At 70.4% G+C, this 18,203-nt stretch carries 13 protein-coding genes; 4 read left to right on the forward strand and 9 right to left on the reverse strand.

Annotation, left to right across the window (positions count from 1 at the left end; all coding sequences use genetic code 11):
• Positions 1–95 precede the first annotated feature (95 nt).
• Together ACH4S7_RS34455 and ACH4S7_RS34460 are read right to left on the reverse strand one after the other, a co-directional pair.
• A complete protein-coding gene (locus ACH4S7_RS34455; RefSeq protein ID WP_398525342.1) occupies positions 96–1,310 on the reverse strand; it encodes an MFS transporter in 1,215 nt (404 codons plus the stop codon).
• 291 nt (positions 1,311–1,601) lie between these two features.
• Positions 1,602–2,261: a GntR family transcriptional regulator gene (locus tag ACH4S7_RS34460; protein WP_398525343.1), complete on the reverse strand. Its 660-nt coding sequence runs from the start codon at positions 2,259–2,261 to the stop codon at positions 1,602–1,604.
• A gap of 116 nt (positions 2,262–2,377) precedes the next feature.
• On the opposite strand from ACH4S7_RS34460, the gene lhgO reads away from it, so the two are divergent.
• Positions 2,378–3,625: an L-2-hydroxyglutarate oxidase gene (gene lhgO / locus ACH4S7_RS34465; RefSeq protein WP_398525344.1), complete on the forward strand. Its 1,248-nt coding sequence runs from the start codon at positions 2,378–2,380 to the stop codon at positions 3,623–3,625.
• A 96-nt stretch (positions 3,626–3,721) separates the two neighbouring features.
• Positions 3,722–5,134 carry an MFS transporter gene (locus ACH4S7_RS34470; protein ID WP_398525345.1) on the forward strand — a complete coding sequence of 471 codons (1,413 nt, stop codon included), beginning with the start codon at positions 3,722–3,724 and terminating at the stop codon, positions 5,132–5,134.
• A 179-nt stretch (positions 5,135–5,313) separates the two neighbouring features.
• Here the strand turns inward: ACH4S7_RS34470 and ACH4S7_RS34475 are convergent, their stop codons facing one another.
• Positions 5,314–6,447 (reverse strand): PQQ-dependent sugar dehydrogenase, encoded by a 1,134-nt coding sequence (locus ACH4S7_RS34475; RefSeq protein WP_398525346.1) that lies wholly within the window; start codon positions 6,445–6,447, stop codon positions 5,314–5,316.
• A 448-nt stretch (positions 6,448–6,895) separates the two neighbouring features.
• On the opposite strand from ACH4S7_RS34475, the gene ACH4S7_RS34480 reads away from it, so the two are divergent.
• Positions 6,896–7,429, forward strand: coding sequence for an EF-hand domain-containing protein (locus ACH4S7_RS34480; RefSeq protein ID WP_398525347.1), 534 nt, complete (start codon positions 6,896–6,898; stop codon positions 7,427–7,429).
• Positions 7,430–7,845: 416 nt separating this feature from the next.
• Here the strand turns inward: ACH4S7_RS34480 and ACH4S7_RS34485 are convergent, their stop codons facing one another.
• From ACH4S7_RS34485 to ACH4S7_RS34510, 6 genes are all read right to left on the reverse strand, one after another.
• Complete coding sequence (locus ACH4S7_RS34485) at positions 7,846–9,687, reverse strand: amidohydrolase (RefSeq protein WP_398525348.1); 1,842 nt, start codon at positions 9,685–9,687, stop codon at positions 7,846–7,848.
• 609 nt (positions 9,688–10,296) lie between these two features.
• A complete protein-coding gene (locus tag ACH4S7_RS34490; protein WP_398525349.1) occupies positions 10,297–10,635 on the reverse strand; it encodes a hypothetical protein in 339 nt (112 codons plus the stop codon).
• A 487-nt stretch (positions 10,636–11,122) separates the two neighbouring features.
• Positions 11,123–13,495, reverse strand: coding sequence for a S8 family serine peptidase (locus ACH4S7_RS34495; RefSeq protein ID WP_398525350.1), 2,373 nt, complete (start codon positions 13,493–13,495; stop codon positions 11,123–11,125).
• 150 nt (positions 13,496–13,645) lie between these two features.
• A complete protein-coding gene (locus ACH4S7_RS34500) occupies positions 13,646–15,265 on the reverse strand; it encodes a phospholipase A2 (protein WP_398525351.1) in 1,620 nt (539 codons plus the stop codon).
• 264 nt (positions 15,266–15,529) lie between these two features.
• The gene (locus ACH4S7_RS34505; RefSeq protein ID WP_398525352.1) at positions 15,530–16,558 is read right to left on the reverse strand and encodes a helix-turn-helix domain-containing protein; all 1,029 of its coding nucleotides are present in this window, start codon (positions 16,556–16,558) and stop codon (positions 15,530–15,532) included.
• 539 nt (positions 16,559–17,097) lie between these two features.
• On the reverse strand, positions 17,098–17,361 hold the full coding sequence (locus ACH4S7_RS34510; RefSeq protein ID WP_398525353.1) for a hypothetical protein: 264 nt from the start codon (positions 17,359–17,361) through the stop codon (positions 17,098–17,100).
• A gap of 409 nt (positions 17,362–17,770) precedes the next feature.
• On the opposite strand from ACH4S7_RS34510, the gene ACH4S7_RS34515 reads away from it, so the two are divergent.
• Entirely contained in the window at positions 17,771–18,004 is a 234-nt protein-coding gene (locus ACH4S7_RS34515; RefSeq protein ID WP_398525354.1) for a hypothetical protein, read from the forward strand.
• The last annotated feature ends 199 nt before the right edge of the window (positions 18,005–18,203 follow it).

Here is an 18,203-nt window from a genome sequence, read left to right on the forward strand (position 1 = left end):
GCATCGAGCCCTATGCAGGGCTCTCCGCGGCGCGGGGACCGCGTGTCGACGTACCCGATGAGGAGCAGGGCGCACCGCGGCGACACTCCGACGGCTCACTCCTCCCTTGCTTCGGTCCGTGCGGGCATCGGGGGTCGGTACAGCAGATAGAGCCCGACGCACAGGGCGAGGACCGTCACCGCCGTGGTGAAGACCAGCCCCGCGTCCCGCAGGCCCAGTCCGAGCGTCAGCGCACCCACACCGACGACCGGGACCGAGATGCCGGTGTAGGCGACGACGAAGAACGCCGAGATGGTGGCTCCCCGATGCCCCGGCGGCGCGGCATCGCCGACCGCGGTCAGGCCGGCGCGGAAGGCGAGCCCCTGACCGAGGCCACCCAACAGCGCGCCCGCCAGCAACAGGACCAGCAACTCGGCGAGGAGGGATGCGCCCACCAGCAGCAGTCCCACCACCAGGATCAGGCATCCGGCCGGCAGCGACCGGCGCACCCCGATCCGTCCGGTCAGCGACTGCCCCAAGGTCGAGGCGAGGAACGCGGAGAAGGTCACCGCGCCCGACAGCGCCAGATTGTGCACCCCCAGCGTCTCGGCGACGAAGCTCGGCGCGACGGCGGTGAACAGGCCGAGGAGCGCGAAGCCGGAGAACGCCGCGAGCGCCGCCGAGGGGAACACCGCACGGACCTCGGGCGGCACCACCATCCCCTGGGGCCGCCAGCGCGGCCACCGCCGGGGGGCCTTGACCGTCTCGGGCAGCAGCCAGGCGGCGACGCAGACCAGCACCACCAGGGCGAGGTGGACCGCGAAGGGCAGCCGCAGGGGAGCCGGAGCGTACTGCGCGAGAACTCCGGACAGCAGTGGACCGCAGCCCACCCCGCCGAGATTCGCCGCCGTGGCGGCGAACCCCGCCCGCGCCTTGCGGTCCGGTGCGGCGAGCTCCAACACGGCGGCGGTCGCCGCGCCACTGAGCAGTCCGGCCGAGAATCCGGACAACAGCCGTCCGGTGAACAGCAGGGGAAGTCCGCCCTCGAACAGGAAGCAGAGATCGCTGCCCACGGCCAGGACCAGGGCCACGAGAATCACCGGGCGGCGACCCACCTGGTCGGAGTAGTCCCCGGCCACCAGGAGAGCGGTGATGACCCCCAGCGCGTACACGGCGAAGACGACCGTCACCACGAACTCGGAGAATCCGATGTCGGCCTGGTAGAGCCCGTACAGCGGCGTCGGCAGCGTGGTGCCCATCATGCCCACGGCGAACACCGCGGCGGCCACGAGATATCCGGGACGCCGGGTCCCCCGGCGACGTACGACCATCCGCACACCGTACGAGCCACTCGGCCCACACCCCCGCAACAGCGCGTTCCCCGGCGGGGCGGCCGGCCGGCCCCGGGAAGCGCGGTGTCCCTCCGGCTGCCTTGCGCGGGGTGCCGCGGATGACCTCCCGCCGCCCGGGTCAGCCGTCGACCGTGCCGCCGGTCAGCAGCAGCTCGGCCAACGGCGTACGTGCATGGCACACCGATCGGTCGGTACGGGTGGTGGTGAGGGCATAGCAGCTCCGTCGAGGCCGCGGTCGACCGCGGTGCTCAGGTGGTCCGCCTCAGCCGGTCACTCTCCTTGCTGAGCGGCCATGACGTGATCGCGGGCGCCTTCGACGTGCGCGGTGATCACCCGGCGCAGTGCCGCGGCGTCACGGTCGCGCAACGCGTCGACCATCTGCTGGTGCTCGTCGTCGATGCGTTCGAGGTCGTGGCCCGAGCGCGCCCAGCGTCGGCTGTACGGCTCGACGAGGTGCAGCATCTGGTCGACGAAGCGCAGGGTGAGCCGCTGTTCCGAGAGGGCGTACACCCGCCGGTGGAACTCGTAGTTGAGGGAGGCCCGGCTCGCGGCATCGGCGCCTTGGCTGCGCATCTCGTCGGCGAGGCCCTGGAGTTCGTCGATGTCCCGGTCGCGGCAACCACGCACGATCTCGTCGGCCAGGTGCGGTTCCAACTGGAGCCGGAGTTCGAAGAGTTCGCCGATCTCACCGTGGCTCAGCTCGGCGACGACCATGCCGCGCTGCGGCTGCAATTCGATCAGGCCCTCGGCGGCCAGTGCGTGCAGGGCCTCACGCAGGGGGATACGGCTGACCTTCAACTCGGTCGCGAGCTTCTCCTGCACCAGACGGGTGCCCGGGAGCAGCCCGCCGTCACGGATGGAGGTGCGTAGCTGTTCGGCGATGACGCCGGCGCTACTGCTCGTGCTGGGGGTGCGGGCTGCTCGGGTCACCTCGGCACTCTATCTCTTGTGCATCACCGCAGCGGCTGTATACATTCACTTTCCGCCAGCAGCGAATGTATACAGCCGCTGCGCATCTCACATCTCGCCACAGAAAGGGCTGCCGGATGTCACGTGCCGTCGACGTCGCCGTCATCGGAGGAGGACTGCTCGGGCTCGCCACCGCTCGGGCGCTCCTTCGAACCAGGCCCGACCTGTCCGTCACGGTCCTGGAGAAGGAGGCACACTGGGGCGCCCACCAGTCCGGGCACAACAGCAATGTCATCCACAGCGGCCTGTACTACGCGCCCGGCTCCCTCAAGGCCCGGCTGGCCCGGGCCGGCGGCGAGGAGATGATCCGCTACTGCGAGCAGCACGAGGTGCCCGTCAAGCGCACCGGAAAGCTCGTGGTGGCCACGTCCACGGCCCAACTCCCCGGCCTGGACGCGCTCGCGGAGCGCGGCCGAGCGAACGGTGTCACGGTGCAGCGGCTGAGCCGCGCCGAGTTCGCCGAGCGCGAACCGCATGTGGCCGGGGTGGCCGCGCTGTCGGTCGCCGACACCGCGATGACCGACTTCGCCCAGGTGTGCCGAGCGCTGGCGGCCGAGCTGACCGTGCTCGGCGCGGAGCTGCGCCTTCGGTCACCGGCGCTCTCCTTCAGCGCCACCGCGGACCGGACCGTGATCCGAACGCCCGGTGAGGAGATCCGGGCCCGGACCCTCGTGAACTGCGCGGGTCTGCACAGCGACAAGATCGCGGCGGCGGCCGGTGACCGCCCGACCGTGCGGATCATGCCCTTCCGCGGCGAGTACGCCGAGATCAGGCCCGGTCGCCGAGGGCTGGTCAACAACCCCGTGTACCCGGTGCCCGACCCCGAACTGCCCTTCCTCGGGGTGCACATCACCCCCATGCTCGACGGCTCGGTCCATGTGGGGCCCAATGCCGTGCCCGCGCTGGCCCGCCAGGGCTACCGCTGGCGCGACGTGGACCCCCGCATGGTGAGTGAACTGCTCCGGGACCCGGCCCTGCGCGGTCTCACGCGGCGCTTCTGGCGGCACGGGGTCACCGAGATCAGCCGGTCGCTGTTCTGGCCGCTGTTCGTCCGCGACGTCCGCCGCCTGGTCCCGGAGATCGAGAGCAGGGATATGCGGCGGCACGGAAGCGGCGTACGCGCACAAGCGGTCACGGCGGACGGGCGACTGGTCGACGACTTCGTCATCAGCCGCACCCCGCGCGCCGTCCACGTGCTCAACGCGCCGTCACCCGCGGCCACGTCGAGCCTCCACATCGGGAGCCGGATCGCGGCCGACGTCTTCGAACAGCTCGGCCACGGGGATGCCGCCCGGACCGTACGCGAAGAGTCCGCCGCGGCCTGACCGCTCCCTCTCTCCCCCACTCCTCCTCTCCCCTCTCCCCTTCCCTCCCCTTCCCCGTCTCTGACCCTCTTTTTCAACGGTGATCGAGGACAGCTCATGGCGCACGCCCCGCACACAGCCGCTCAGGACCCCGGACCGCCCCCCGCTATCGCCCGCCGCCGGGTCGCCACCGCCACCATCGTGGGCTCCGCGCTGGAGTGGTACGACTTCTACCTCTACGCCTCCATGGCCGCGCTGGTCTTCGGAAAGATCTTCTTCCCGCAGTCCGACGACGCGACCGGCACCATGGCCGCCTTCGCGACCTTCGCGGCCGGTTTCCTCGCCCGCCCGCTGGGCGGCATCATGTTCGGTCACCTCGCCGACCGCATCGGCCGACGAAGCGTACTGATCGTCACCTTCGTCCTGATGGGCATCTCCACGGGGCTGATAGGTCTGCTTCCCACGTACGACACCGCCGGCGTCGCGGCGCCTGTCGCCCTGGTGATCCTGCGCATCTTCCAGGGCCTCGGTGCCGGAGCCGAGTACAGCAGCGCGGCAGTGGTCGCCTACGAGCACGCCGACGAGAACCGGCGCGGCCGACAGGGCGCCTGGCCGGCCCTGGGACTCAACCTCGGACTGCTGCTGTCGTCGCTGACCGTCACGGTGCTCACCACCCTGGACGAGCAGACACTCCTGACCTGGGGTTGGCGCGTCCCGTTCGTCGCGAGCTTCGCCCTCGCAGGCGTGGGTCTGTGGGTGCGGAGTCGCGTGCCCGAATCGCCCGACTTCCACAACAGTAAGAAGAAGAAGGAGGAGCAGAAAGCTGCCCCACAGCTTCCGTTCGTCACCCTGCTGCGCAAGCAGCGGCGCGGACTCCTCGTGGTCCTGGCCGTCTCGTTGGGATACAACGCCCTCAGCTACATCTTCAAGACCTTCTCGCTGGCCTACCTCTCGGACTTCCAGAACGTCTCGCCGAGCGTCGGCGCGTTCGGCATCACCCTGGCCAGTGCCACGGCCATCGTCACCGTGCCGCTGTTCGGCTGGGCCAGCGACCGCTTCGGCAGCCGCAGGGTACTCGCGGGCGGCGGCATCGCCTCGGTGCTCTTCGCCTTTCCGTTCTTCCTTCTGCTCGACACACGGAACTCCACCGTGATCTGGCTGTGCCTGATCATCGCCACGGGTGTGCTGGCACCGGCCATGTTCGCCCCACAAGGCGCCTTCCTCTCCCGCCAGTTCCCGCCGGACGTCCGGGTCAGCGGAGTCGGCACCGGACGAGAGATCGGTGCCGCCCTCTCGGGCGGCCTGGCCCCACTGGCGGCCCTGGCCATAGTCGGCGCCAGCGTGACCCACGCCACCTGGGGCGTCTCCCTCATCCTCATCGCCGGAGGCATCGTGGTCGTCATCGGCGCGGTCTTCGACCATGGCGCCCGCCCGGCCGCCGCGCCCGCCCTGCGGCAGGACTCCGACACGGGACGGGCCGCCGACCGGACACCGGACCAGGACAGCGCTCGCGTGCCTCAGGACCGCTGACACCCGGACCGAGGACAGAGAACCGCTGAACGGGTTGGCCCGGACCGATTTCGGTCCGGGCCAACCCGTTCAGATACGCGTGCCCGCGGTGACCTTCAGTCCGTCCTGCCATGGAACGATGAGATCCCGGTCAGACGGTGGCCGTCTGACCGGGATCTCCTGGCAGTCAGTCAGCAGCCCTACGCCGGATCGATGCGGGAGATGGTGCCGCCGATGGCGAGCACGTACAGCTCACCATCGCCGTCCTGGGCGAACGAGATGACCTCGCCGCCGTTGACTCCGAGGTCGCTCTGGCCGGTCACCTTGCCGTTCTTCATCCGCAGAGCGCGAACGTTTCCGTCGCAGTAGTCACTGAACAGGTACTGCCCCTTGAGGGCCGGGATCTCGCGACCGCGGTAGACGTACCCGCCGGTCACCGAGCAGCCCAGCCCGTTACGGTCGTACTCGTGGACCGGCGGCACGTGGTTGGCGGGCTCGATGCCGCCCCGGAAGGGGTGGGTGCCCTCCATCTGGGACCAGCCGTAGTTCTCGCCGCCCTTGCTGTCCGCGGAGGCCCAGTCGATCTCCTCCCAGTCACTCTGGCCGACATCGCCGATCAGCAGATCGCCTGTGCCCGCGTCGAAGGAGAATCGCCACGGGTTGCGCAGCCCGTAGGCCCAGATCTCGTCCTTCGCCTTCGGATCGTTGACGAACGGATTGTCCGGCGGGATCGCGTACGGCTTTCCGCCTGCGGGGTCGATCCGCACCATCTTGCCGAGCAGCGTGTCGAGTTTCTGTCCGTAGCCGTGCGGGTCCCCGCCCGCGCCGCCGTCGCCGAAGGCGATGTAGAGGTAGCCGTCGGGGCCGAACCTGATGTCACCGCCATTGTGGTTCCAGTACGGCTGCGTCTGGGTGAGGACGGTGCGCCGGGTCTCCGGCTGGATCTTGCCGCGCTTCACGGCGAACTCGTCTATGGTGCTGGTGCCTTCGAGGTTCGTGAACGAGATGTAGAAGTGTTTGAACTTGTTGTCGAACGCGATTCCCAGCAGGCCCCGTTCGCCTTCGTTCGTGGTCTCGCGGGTTATGTCGAGGACCGGCTTGCTGAGCCCCTTGTCGTCCAGAATCCTTACAGTGCCCGCGCGTTCGGCTATCCAGACGGTGTCGCCGGGCCCGGCCGCACCGGCGATGGGATTCTTGGCCGTGGCCACGTGAGTGAGCACGACCTTCGCCTGCTTACGCGCGGCGGGCTCGTCCGCGGACGCCGTGGTCAGGGCGAGGGACGCGACGAGACAGATGGTGCCGATGATCGCCGAGCTTCTGGTGGGAACTTTCACCGTGAGCCTCCTAGAGGCGGCGAGTGGGGAGGTCACCCGGCTGCTCGGGCAAAGTGGTGGGGGACGCCCGTGCGCCAGCACGCAACTGGGTGTGGGGGGTGTGCTGCTGGCTACGGATGAGGATACGGGGGCGGGGCGGCTTGGTGTAGGCCAATGCCCGAGTTCGGCGCAATCCGGCGGGGGGCCGAACGGCGATGTCCGGCATGCTCGACCTGGGTGTCGAGGGTCAGACCGAACCGGTCGGCGGCGGGGCTTGCCTCGCTTGTGACGGAGGGCGGTGACACCCTCGTCGCGCCATTCGCCGCTCCCGCGCCCCGCGTTCACCCGATCCGGTGGATTGGGGTACGGGCCGCAGGGTTATCCGGGTCGGGGGGCCACAGTGGGGGAACCGCGACTCCACGACACGCCACTCCCTGGTGTGTCGCCTTCATGAAAGGCGGTATCCCCGATGCGGACGGAAGCACTCAACCGGGTCCGACTCGTCTTCACCCTCTTCGACGCCAACGGCAACGGCGTCCTGGAGGCAGAGGACTTCGAGCTGATGGCGGGCCGGGTGCGGAACGCCGTCCCGGGCGCGGAGCCGGCGGCCCAGGAAGCAATGGCGGCGGCGTTCCGCCGGTACTGGGACACCCTGGTCGGCGCATTGGACACGGACGGCGACGGCAAGGTCGACTTCGATGAGTACGTGGCCTGTGTACTGGCACCCGAGCGGTTCGACGGTGCCGCTGCCGAGTTCGCTGGCGCGCTGTCCACCGTCGGCGATCTGCGGGGGGATGGTCGGGTGGGGCGGGGGGAGTTCGTCGCGCTGATGCTCGCGATCGGCTTCTCGCCGGCCAACATCCAGGCGCTCTTCGACGCCCTCGGTCCTGATGACGAGGACCGCGTCGCCTCCGCCGCCTGGGACGCATCCATCCGCGAGTACTACTGTCCCGCCGCCCACGGCACGGTCGGTGACCTCCTCGTCGCCATCCCGGCCGGCTGACCTCCGCGGGACCCCGCCGCCCCGCCCGCGCCTGGACGAAGAGCGGTGCGAGAAGCGCACCACCGTCGAACGGGCCGTCAACCGGCTCAGGAAGGCCCGGGCAGTCGGCACCCGCCACGACAGACGCGGCCACGTCCACCCCGGCGCCGCACACCGCCGCAGCCCTCACCATCTGGCTCAGAACACGATCGACAGGACAAGTCCTAGCCGGTGGTGGGGTACCAGCCGTCCTCGGGCGGCTGTCCGGCCGGGGCGAAGAGCGGGCCGGAGACGTGACCTTCTTGCCGCTCGCTCCGGTGGACGTGTACTCGATGGCCTGGCCGGGGCCGCCGTGCACGCGGGACTTCGCCGGGAAGGAGGTCGCCCTGAGGGGCCTGCCGCTGCCGAGTGCGGGGGTGATCCCTGTGCCGCCCGGCTCAGCGTCGGCGCGCTGAGCACCCGCAGGCCGCTGCCCTCGCCACCGCGTTCACTGACGTACGCGCGGTCTTCCCGGCCGCCGATTCCGCGTCGTACACACACCGTCCGCCGACGAACGTCAGCCGCACCTGGGTGTCGCTGATCTCCCGCACCGGCACCCGGGTCACATCACGGTCCAGCAGGATGAGATCGGCTGCGCGCCCCGGCGTCAGCCGTCCGGTGATCCGGTCCAGCCCCAACTGATACGCCGCGTTCGCCGTGTGCGCCCGCAACGCGGCGGCCCGGCTGAGTCCCTCCAGCTCGGGGTAGAGGGCGCCCTGACCCGCGTGCGCGCCCTCCCGGTCGATGGCGGTCCGCAACTGGTTCCAGGGCTCCAGCGGATCGACCGGCCAGTCCGAGCCCCCGGCGATCACGGCACCCGCGCGTTCCAGACTGCGCGACGGGTAGAGGCGGCGATGGCGCTCCAGGCCGATGTACGGCAACAGCGCCTCCATCGTGAAGGTGTCGCGCGCCGCCCACTGCAACTGCATCGACGCCACCACACCGAGCCGGGCGAAGCGCCGGTAGTCGTCCGGGTGGACGAGCTGGCAGTGGGTGACGGTGTGCCGGTTGTCCCGCCGTCCGTTGGCGCGCAGCGCCGCCTCGGCGCCGTCGAGCGCGGTACGGACCGCGCGGTCACCGATCGCATGGGTGTGCAGCTGCCAGCCCGTGCGGTCGAGCACGACGGCCAGTCGGCGATAGTCGGCGGGGGTGGCCCGGAGTTCCCCGATGTGGTCGGTGGGCCGCCCGGCACCGTCGAGATACGGCTCCAGCAGGGCCGCGTCGAGCTTGGGATGCTCGATCACCCCGTCCAGGAAGACCTTCACCGGCCCGAAGCGCAGTCCGGGCACTTCCCGGTAGCGCCGCCGCGTCCGCCGCAGCCAGCTCAGCGCGGCGGCCGGGTCCCGGATCTCCTCCGGGTCCAGCCAGAGCGCCGGGGCGATCCGCTGCGGCAGCCGCCCGCTGACGGCCAACGCCTCATAGATGTCCAGCTGCGACTCGGTGGCCCGGGCGTCCAGGAACGTGGTGACGCCCAGCGACGCGGCGTGCGCGAGCATCCGGGCACAGGCGTCGTGGAGCGGTCCGTCCGGCTGGGCGGGAATGAGCGACTCCACCAGCGCCTGCGCATCCTCGGTGAGCCAGCCGGTGGGCGATCCGTCACCGTCGCGGACGATCTCGCCCCCGGGCGGGTCGGGAGTCGCAGCCGTGATCCCGGCAAGATCGAGGGCACGCCCGTTCACCCAGGTGCTGTGACCGTCGGCGGCGAAGAGCGCGATGGGGCGCCGGGTGGGAAGCGCGTCCAGGAATCGGCGGTGCGGCTGGGTACCGGTCGGCAGCAGCCCGACCGGATTCCAGGCCCCGACGGCCAGCCAGCCGTCCGGCTCCTGAGGCTCCGCGGCAAGGAAGCCGGTCAGCCGCTCTTGCAGTTGGTCGACCGTCAGCTGCGCGTGCTCCAGGCTCGGGAGCAGTGACTCGGAGCCCGCGCCGAGGGGATGGGCGTGACCATCGACGATGCCGCTCATGACGGTCGCACCGGAGGCGTCCACCATGTCGGTGTCGCGCCCGGCGCATCGCCGTACGAGGTCGTACGCCCCGGTCGCGAGGACGGTGCCGTCCCGCCCGACGGCGATGGCCTCCCGGGGCCGCTGGCCCCGGACGCCCGTGAGCACCCGGGCGTTGTGGATGACGAACGCGGCGGATCGCCGCGAGGGTGCAGCGGTGGCTCGCGTGGGTGCGAGGGCGGTGGCGCCCGCGCCTCCGGCGGAGAGGAGGAGGCTGCGTCGGGAGAAGGCGGAGGTCATGGGCGGCTCCGAAATGTCGTGTCGTGCGCTGTCGAAGGCTGTCCCCGGCTATGGGTCGGCGACCGCTCCCCCTGGCCGGGAGTTGATGATTTCCACCCGGGGGCGCACATCCAGCCCCCCGGCGATGGGGGGGGCGGCCCCTGGTCCACCAGAAGGGGCGCGACCACCGCACCCCGCATCCTGCATCCGCACCACCCGCACCACCACTCATTTACCCCCGCCTCCCGGGGCGCCGACCACGGACACTCCCGCGCCGTCCGACGCCCGGAGGGAGCGGGGGTGTCACCATGCCCGTGGTCGTCGTCCTGTCGGGGAGCGGTCTCAGGCTGTCGTGCGTCTCGTCGTCCCGGGACCCGACGACGACGAGTTCCGCCTGCTGGGCCTGACCGCGCCCAACGCACCGCACCTTCGTCCTCCCCGAGGACGGCGACCCCGCGTGACGCGCTGCACGGTACGGCGTCGGCCCGGCGCCAGAACGGCAGCCTGAGTCCTCCAGGAGCAGCCGGACCTCAACCGGCCGTGGGCACCGCGTCCCGTCCCGGTGCCCCCCGGCGGCGCGCTCCGCCGTCGCCCGGCGGCTGATGATGTCGACACGGACCACAGCCGCCTTCAGCCATTGGCGAAGAACGCCACCAAGACCGTTCCCTGTGCGATCAGTTGCACCGAGAGCCCCGCTCGGCGCACCCGCACCGTGGGCGCTGCCAGCGTCGTCAGGCAAGCCGCTGCGGCCATCCCCAGGGACCAGGGAAGCATCCACTCGGGGGGTTGCCAGCCGCACTCCTGCCCGTAGGTGAGGCACCGCGAGGCGCTCCCGGACGAGTAAGTGATCACCAACACCAGCAGCACGGTCGGCACGAAGAGGCCGGCGGCCGCCAGGGACCACACCCGCGTGCGGTCCTTCTCCCCGGCGGTACGTGTCGCGGGTGGTCGCGGTGGGGTGTCGTTCATGACGCCGATCATTCGCCACGGACCGGGGGCCGCGCACCCGTGCGCGTACTCAGCCTCCACGGCCGGAGTACTCATGGGCTCGGCGTGCCAATGGCCGTGCTCCGTCCCGACGCATCACCACGGGGCTCACGGCAACGGTGCCCACGGCTGCCCGTAGGCGGCTGGTACGTGGGGGATCTCCGGAACGGCCCACCCTCTACCGGTACATCGGGGACCCGGACTCCGGGGACTTCTCCATCCTGAGGAAGACCCTCGACCGGCCGTGGCACAAGAGGCCGGGGCCGGGGCGGATCTCGCCGTTCGCCCTTGGGCGCCCGAACGCCCCGACCATGCGTGGCCGGGGCGTTCGCCGTGGTCCGGGGGGCCGATGACCTCCCGCTGCTCCCCTGTCCCGCTGGGCCCCCCGGCGGGCGCGACGCCCCTGGCCCTCGGGTGCTACGGCCGGCCGGGCGCGGGGTCAGCCGTGCCGCGACGATCCCGCGCACCGTTACGGGGTGAACAGGCGCATGTTGCCGTAGGTCCAGCCGGTGGTCTTGCCCGCGCCGTGGAGGGGGCCGGTGAAGGTACCGGTGGGGGAAGCGGGCCAGGTGAGCATCTTGATCGAGCCGTCGGCGTAACCGTAGAGGGCGGCGAGGTCGGTATGGCCGTCGCCGTTGAAGTCGCCGCTGGTGAGGGTGAGGTGATCGCGGGTGTAGTGGCCGACGGGGGCCTGCCAGGCGACGGTTCGGTTGCCGAGGACACCCTGGGCGTTCGAGGAGAAGGTGATCAGGGCATCGGTGCCGTCGGCGTAGTCGTACCAGGCGGCGACCTCGTCCCGGCCGTCGCCGTCGAAGTCACCGGAGACGGTGCTGGTGCGTTCCTTGGCGCCCCAGTTGGTGCTGGTGTAGCCGGGGATCTGGGTGTTGTCGAAGCCGCCGGTCGCCAGCGCGAGGAAGGTGAAGAGCTTGACCTCACCGGTGCTGTAGAAGTACATGGCGGCCAGGTCGTCGCGGCCGTCACCGTTGTGGTCGCCGCTGGTCAGCTTCATGTTCGCGAAGGTCCAGCCCGTGTCACGGTGCCAGGAGGAGATCGGGTGGGCGAAGCCGCCGTCCGGACGGGCGAGGAAGGTGAAGAGTTTGTCGCTGCCGTCGGCGTAGTCGTACCAGACGGCGATATCAGTGCGGCCGTCACCGTTGAAGTCGCCGGTACGGGGGTTCATACGGGCGAAGGTCCAGTCGGTCGCGGTCCAGGACTCGCTGGCGGGGGTGAAGGTGCCGTCCGCCTTGCCCGACTTGGTGAAGAGCTTGACCTCGCCGGAGGCATATCCGTAGAAGAGGCCGATGTCGCCTCGGCGGTCGCCGTTGAAGTCGCCGTTGATCAGCTTGGTGCGGGACGCGTCCCAGGTGCCGGCCGCGGACGTGTAGGCGGTGGTGGGTGCCTGGAGCCTGCCGTCCGCGCCGGCTGACCACAGGTGCACGGCGTCCCGGCCGTCGGCGTAGTCGTACCAGGTCGCGATGTCGTCGCGGCCGTCACCGTCGTAGTCGGCCACCGGAGGGGGTGTGCCGCGCAGGGCCTGTCCGATGTCGACGCGGGAGGTGGCGGCACCGGTGTAAGTGATGGTCTTTCCGCTGGCCTTCACCAGCGCCTCCAGGCTGGTGAGGCTTCTGTCGGGGAATGCCTGGCGCAGGACCGCGAACGCTCCGGCGACGTGCGGGGCGGCCATGGAAGTGCCGCTCTTGATGGCGTAACCACCGCCGTGGACGGAGGAGGTGATGCTGGTGCCGGGGGCGAGGAGGTCCAGCAGGGGGCCCCGGTTGGTGAAGCCGGACAGTTGGTCGTCATCGCTGGTGGAGCCGACCGCGATGGCGGAGGACACACAGGCGGGCGCGTTGACCGCGCTCGGGTGACCGTTGTTCCCGGCCGCGATCACGGTGGCCACACCGGCTGCGCGCAGGCTGTCGATGGCCAGTTTGATCGGGTCGGTGTCACAAGCGGTGACGTGATCCCCCATGCCGAGGCTGAGATTGGCCGCGACGATGGGTGTCCCGGCCTGTTTGAGCTGGAGGACCTTCTCCAGTCCGGCGATCTGGTCGCTGTCGAAGCTCATGACGCAGGGGGCTGAGGGGCCGCATACCTCGGGGGAGTCGATTTTGCTGAACACCTGGATGGCGACGATGTCGGCGCCCGGGGCGACACCGGAGTTGGGTCCTCCGGCGACGGCGCTGCCGCCCGCGGCGATGCCGGCGACATGGGTGCCGTGGTCGCAGTTGGTGATGGTCGCGCAGGCCCCGGTTCCCGAGTCGGCGGAGCCGGGGCCCTGCTGCTGTGGTGTGCCGTTGGGGCAGAGGCTGGTGGCATGTTTGGCGGGATTGATCGTGGAGAAGCACGCCTCGGCGACGACCCGGCCGGCCAGGAAGGGATGTCCGCTGGCGACGCCGGTGTCGAGGACCGCTATCGCGCTGCCCGCACCGGTCCTGCCGGCCGCGTGTGCCTTGTTGGCGCCGATCCGCGGGACGCTCTCGTTCAGGGTCGGCGGTACCGCCATGTCCTCGGTGACGCTGACGACGCCGGGCTGGGCGGCCAGCCGGTCCAGACCGGCCCGGTCCACGTCGAGGGTGACGATCGGCAGGGTGGTGAACGACTGCAGTGTGGTCCCCGCGGAGGCCGCGCCCGCGAGGTCGGTACGGTCGTCGGTGACCACGTTGACGCGGACGGTGTCGCCGCCGGCGGTCCTGTCGTACAGCGGCGGGGCGATCGCGGTGGTCGCTGCCGCGGGCACAGCGGCGGGGCTGGTCTGCGGCGCGGCGGCGCGCGCCGGTACCGCGCCGAGTGCCGTCGTCATCACCACGGTGATGACGACGGTCCATATCGGTCGTTTCACTGAACGCTCCTGGAGGAAGCGGGCGTGTTCGGGCCCGCGGTGGCGAGAGGGAGCCGGGAAGGTGCCGGGCGTACCGAGGCCGGTCGGCGGGGGATTCCGCCAACCGGCCCGCGGGCTCCGGAACGTTCCGTCAGGTGGCTGTGCGGGGGATCAGGTGGCGATGGCGCCGTGCCTCGGATTGCCATGCCTGGCGTAGTACTTGTAGTACGCGTACGCGATGGCGCGGCAGGCCGCCTTGTTCCGGTACGCGGAGCAGGTGTAGTCGCGGAGTGTGACGTAGAAGGTGGCGTCGACGGCCGGCTTCTTGTAGCGGTCGAGGTAGTAGCGGTAGCCCTTGTACGTGTTGCCGATCAGGCCGTAGCCGTAGTCGTGCATATCGCAGGCGGCGATGAAGTTGTAGCCGGCGGGCCGGTCGGCGGCGCGGGTGCAGCGGTCACGGTTGACACCCACCACCCAGTGGCCGCTGGGGAGCCGTTTCCAGTACGGCTTCTTCCAGCCGTAGTGTGCCGCCCACGCGGCGCAGCCGGCCTTGGTGTACCACATCCAGGAGGCGGGGGTGTTGCAGTGGCGCGGGTACGCCTGTGGGTCGGTGATCTCACCGCTGGTGAGGTCCGATGCCGGAGGGGCCACGGCGCCGGGGTCGTTGATCCCGGCGCCACCCTGGAAGGTGGACTCGGAGGCCGGGCGGGCGAGGCCGACGGGCTGGGCGTTGGGCGCCGCGGACTGGGCGGGGAAGGAAAGGGTCCATTCGCCGTTGCCCGGGGAGGCGAGGCCGGACAGTCGGCCGGTGGTGTCGTAGGTGTACGTCGCGGCCGGTGCGGCGCTCTCGACCGGGTTGGTCACGGTGCGCAGCAGGCCCGAGGCGTCGTAGGCGTAGCGGGCGACCGTCTGGTTCGTGGCACCGCTGGTGACGGTGATCTCCTTGGCGCGGCCCGCGACGTCACCCAACGACGACCCGGCGGCCGTCGTGACGGCCGCGTAGCCGATCACCAGTGACTGTGCGGGATCCTCGCCCGCGGCCGGCTGCGCGATGGTGGTGACGCGGCCCTGCGGGTCGTAGCCGATGGTCGATGTGCCGGTGGCCGTGCTCCCCACGCCGGTGACGCGCCAGGTGTCGCTGCCCGGGGCGGCCTGCTTCCAGGTGTAGGTGTGCTTGAGGTCGGCGGCGGGTATGGGGTTGCCCGCCTCGTCGGTGAAGGTGTCGTCATTCGGCTCGGTCGACGAGAGGTCCACACCCAGGGTCTCGACCACGGAGCTGACCATGGACCCGGCGGAACTGTCCCATCGTGAGGTCTCCGTGAGGCGGGAGCCGTCGGTGGCCTGGTACTGCTTGACGCCCCCTCCTCCGGGGAGGGACGCGCTGCTGGTCAGGTCGTAGCGGAGCGATTCGCCCACGCCGAGGTCGGTGACCACGATCGCGCCCGACTGCTGGTCGAGCCTGCGGTTGAGCTGGCCACCCAGGAACTCCGCCTTCCAACCGGGGCCGAAGACGCCCATGTCGGCGCGGGAGGCGGGGGCCGACTCCGGCTTGGCGAGGCCGCCCGCCTGGGCGGTGACGACGTGTTCGCGGCCGATGATGCCGACGGTCGCATCGCTCTCGCTGACTTCGAACGACTGGGTGTCCGACGTGTACTGACCCGGGCCCAAATGCTGGATCTGACCGGAGGCCGGTGGCTGTTCGGTAGTCACGGTCGTCGCTGCCGCGGGCTGCTGTGGAAGCAGCAGTGCCATGCCGAGCGCGGTGACGACAGGAAACGCTGTTCTACGCACAAATCCCCCTCGTACGGGTGTGATGGTCCACTACGGAACGGAATCGGGCGCGGAAACCGGGGACAGCGTGCGAGCTTCGGAACACCACCGTCGGCCGTCCCTGGAGAGGGAATGCCTCGGCTTCGCTCCCAGGGATGTCGCCGACCCGGGTACCCGGCCCGTTCCGTGTCCAGATTCGTCGGCGTGGGCCGGCCCTGTCGTTAGCGCCCGGTGACCGGATCCTTGTGCCTCAGTAACCTCCGGCTGGGCGGCCCGTGCGGAGGTTCAGCCGGTGCCGCCCGGCTGATTCCGTTGGTGGAGGTGCCGGTACTCGCTCGGCGACATGCCGTAGGCCGTGCGGAAGGACCGGCTCAGCTCGGCGGCCGCCAGCCCACAGCGGGCCGCGATGGTGAGAATGTGGTCCCCGGCCCGGCACGGGTCGCAGAGTTCGGTCCGGGCCCGCTCCAGGCGGGCGCGGCGGATCAGCGCGGCCACGGTGACGCCCTCGCTGCGGAAGAGTCGGTGCAGATGGCCGCAGGAGATGTTGTGGGCGGCCGCGATCACGGTCGGGGTCAGCGCGGGGTCGCCCAGATGCTGCTGGATGAAACCCTTGATGCGGAGAACCGTCGTGTACTGGTGAGTGTGCGGAGGCAGCGCGTCCGTGCTCTCCGCCGCGTGGGCGAACGTGGCCGCCACCAGATCCGTGACCACCGCCCCCAGCCGAGAGGCGTCGGCGAGGCGGTAGTCGTCGAGATCCCGCACGAACTGTCTGAGGAAGTTCGCCAGCAGAGCCCCGACCCCCTGGTCGTCCCGCATGGGTATCCCGATCGCCCGGTCGGCTGACCGCCGGGGTAACGGCAGGACCGCCTTGGGCACCTCGACTCCGACCATCATGATGCGGCCCCGCTCCGTGTGGGAACGGATGTCGATCGGCCGCGAGGAGTCGTTGGTGTGGTAGATCCCGGGCCCGGCGTGCAGCTCATGGCCGCGCCGGACGACCGTGCCGACGCCGCGCAGCATGAGTGTGAGGTGATAGGTCTCGGGGTCGGACTGCCGGATGAGCTTCGCGGTGCGCCGGAACGTCACGGGCGGGAACACGGCGGGCCACACCACGACCTCGCCGAGACTGACCACCCGCTGGCGCGCCCGGAAGTCGTCGGCGTGGTCGCTCAACAGGTCCATGGGGGCGTGGGTGTTGCGCAGCAGGTCGCACCAGGTTCCAAAACGGTCGCGCGGTGGGGCGTCCAGACTGCTGAAGGTCATGGAGGGGAGCGGCTGGGAGGGGGAGTTCGGCGACGGGACCGTACTGGTCATGAAGGACCCCTTCGAGGCGGAGACAGTCACCCGTGGGTCGGGCGCGCGGAGCTGACCGAAGGGACTGTCAGCTCCGGGCGCACCGACAGGGCGAAGGTACCCACGCGGGGCATGTCGCGGCGATGCGTACACGCGCGATTACACGGTGATGCGCGCGGGGTGTCCCCGCCCCGCGGACAGGGGACGACACACCCGCGCGGGTGGCGGCTCACCTCCAGCACGCACTCAGCTCCAGCACGCACTCAGCGTCGTCGCCGCGGCGGCCGTCCCTCATGTGGTCGCTCGACCCACTGCTCCGGCTCGTCGTCCGCCAGCGGTTCCTTCCTCACGTCCCTAGGGAGTGTCTTCAAAGTAGCGTCGTCCGCCCGGAGGGCGGGTCTGGCGGGGTCTGGTGCGTGCGATCGCAAGGCGGAGGAGGGAGTCAATGCGGTTTATTGGCGACTGACGACAACGCAGGGTGGGGGTCCCCCCAGGCCCGCAGGGCCCAGGGGGCGTGCGTGCCAGGGCACGGCAGACAGACGGGACTTTGAAGACACGACCTAGTGCACCCAGAGTTCGTAGGTGTTGCCGTTCAGGCTGCACCACCAGAGCGGACCCCAGATGGCGAGGCCCTTATGGCCCGCCGCCTGGCAGCTTTCGAGGTTGACGAAGCGGCCCGCGACATAGAACGGAGAGGCGGCCGACGCGGGAGCGGCGACGGGGGCGGCGGAGGGGGTGGCGGCGGACGCCGTGGTGGCGGCGCCGAGGGTGAGAGCAGCCCCGGCCAGGGTGGCTCCGAGTGCGATTCCGATACGTCTGAACATGTGCGACTCCCTTACTGGTAAAGGGGAAACATGAACGGGACGTGCGTGTGCGAGAGCCGCCCGGCCGACAGCCAAGAAGAAAACTAGCCATGGTTGGAGGAGGCCGACAAGAGGTCTACACCATCGGATTCGGCGGGTATCGGGATCGGGGGGCACTCCGGACCATCGCATCCGGGTCATCCGGGCCGTCCGGCCGGGGGCCGTCACCACGACCGAGCCCCTCGCCTGACGCGCCGTCCGACCGCATATCCCCAGTTCGAACGCGTAGCAGGTCTACTGGTGTAGACCTCTTGTGCCCTGTGAGCGGCGCCGTTACGTTGTGCCTTGCCCGATCCGGATCTTCAACCGGCTTGGGGTGCACAGCTCCTGATGGAACGACACATCCTTTTGTTGACAGGGAGTTATGTCCATGAAAATGCGTCTCGGTGCCATCGCGGCAACCGCCTTCGCCGCCGCCGCACTCACGCTCGGCAGCGCCTCTTCGGCCACCGCCGCACCCGGATTCTGGGTCCACAGCCACCACGCTTCGGCCACCGCCTGTCAGGCGGCCGGCGAAGCGCTCCGCCCCCTGAACGGAGCGCTCTACCTCTGTAAGCCGTTCGCCGCGAAGCCCAGCGTCTACGAGCTGTGGGTCCGCTACTGACCGTCCCTGTCCCCGTAGAGCGAGCCGCCCTCCCCCGGAGGGCGGCTCCGCCGCCGGCCGGTGTCGGGGGGAGGGCCCGATCTGAGCCTGAGCCCAGCTGACCCGCGGGCGGGCGGCCCCTCGGCAGGATTCACCACCGCGGGAGCCGTCCTTTCCGGATGTACCCAGGTCGGATGAGTACCAACGCTCAGGCCCGCTG

It is taken from the genome of Streptomyces sp. NPDC020965 (assembly GCF_044333555.1).
Lineage (GTDB): Bacteria > Actinomycetota > Actinomycetes > Streptomycetales > Streptomycetaceae > Streptomyces.

Bases quoted from the DNA above. Each gene is read 5' to 3' on its own strand.
- ACH4S7_RS34485 (WP_398525348.1), bottom strand. From the start codon at position 9,687: ATGACCTCCGCCTTCTCCCGACGCAGCCTCCTCCTCTCCGCCGGAGGC.
- ACH4S7_RS34470 (WP_398525345.1), top strand. From the start codon at position 3,722: ATGGCGCACGCCCCGCACACAGCCGCTCAGGACCCCGGACCGCCCCCC.
- ACH4S7_RS34480 (WP_398525347.1), top strand. From the start codon at position 6,896: ATGCGGACGGAAGCACTCAACCGGGTCCGACTCGTCTTCACCCTCTTC.
- ACH4S7_RS34505 (WP_398525352.1), bottom strand. From the start codon at position 16,558: ATGACCAGTACGGTCCCGTCGCCGAACTCCCCCTCCCAGCCGCTCCCC.
- ACH4S7_RS34490 (WP_398525349.1), bottom strand. From the start codon at position 10,635: ATGAACGACACCCCACCGCGACCACCCGCGACACGTACCGCCGGGGAG.
- lhgO (WP_398525344.1), top strand. From the start codon at position 2,378: ATGTCACGTGCCGTCGACGTCGCCGTCATCGGAGGAGGACTGCTCGGG.
- ACH4S7_RS34510 (WP_398525353.1), bottom strand. From the start codon at position 17,361: ATGTTCAGACGTATCGGAATCGCACTCGGAGCCACCCTGGCCGGGGCT.
- ACH4S7_RS34455 (WP_398525342.1), bottom strand. From the start codon at position 1,310: ATGGTCGTACGTCGCCGGGGGACCCGGCGTCCCGGATATCTCGTGGCC.
- ACH4S7_RS34515 (WP_398525354.1), top strand. From the start codon at position 17,771: ATGAAAATGCGTCTCGGTGCCATCGCGGCAACCGCCTTCGCCGCCGCC.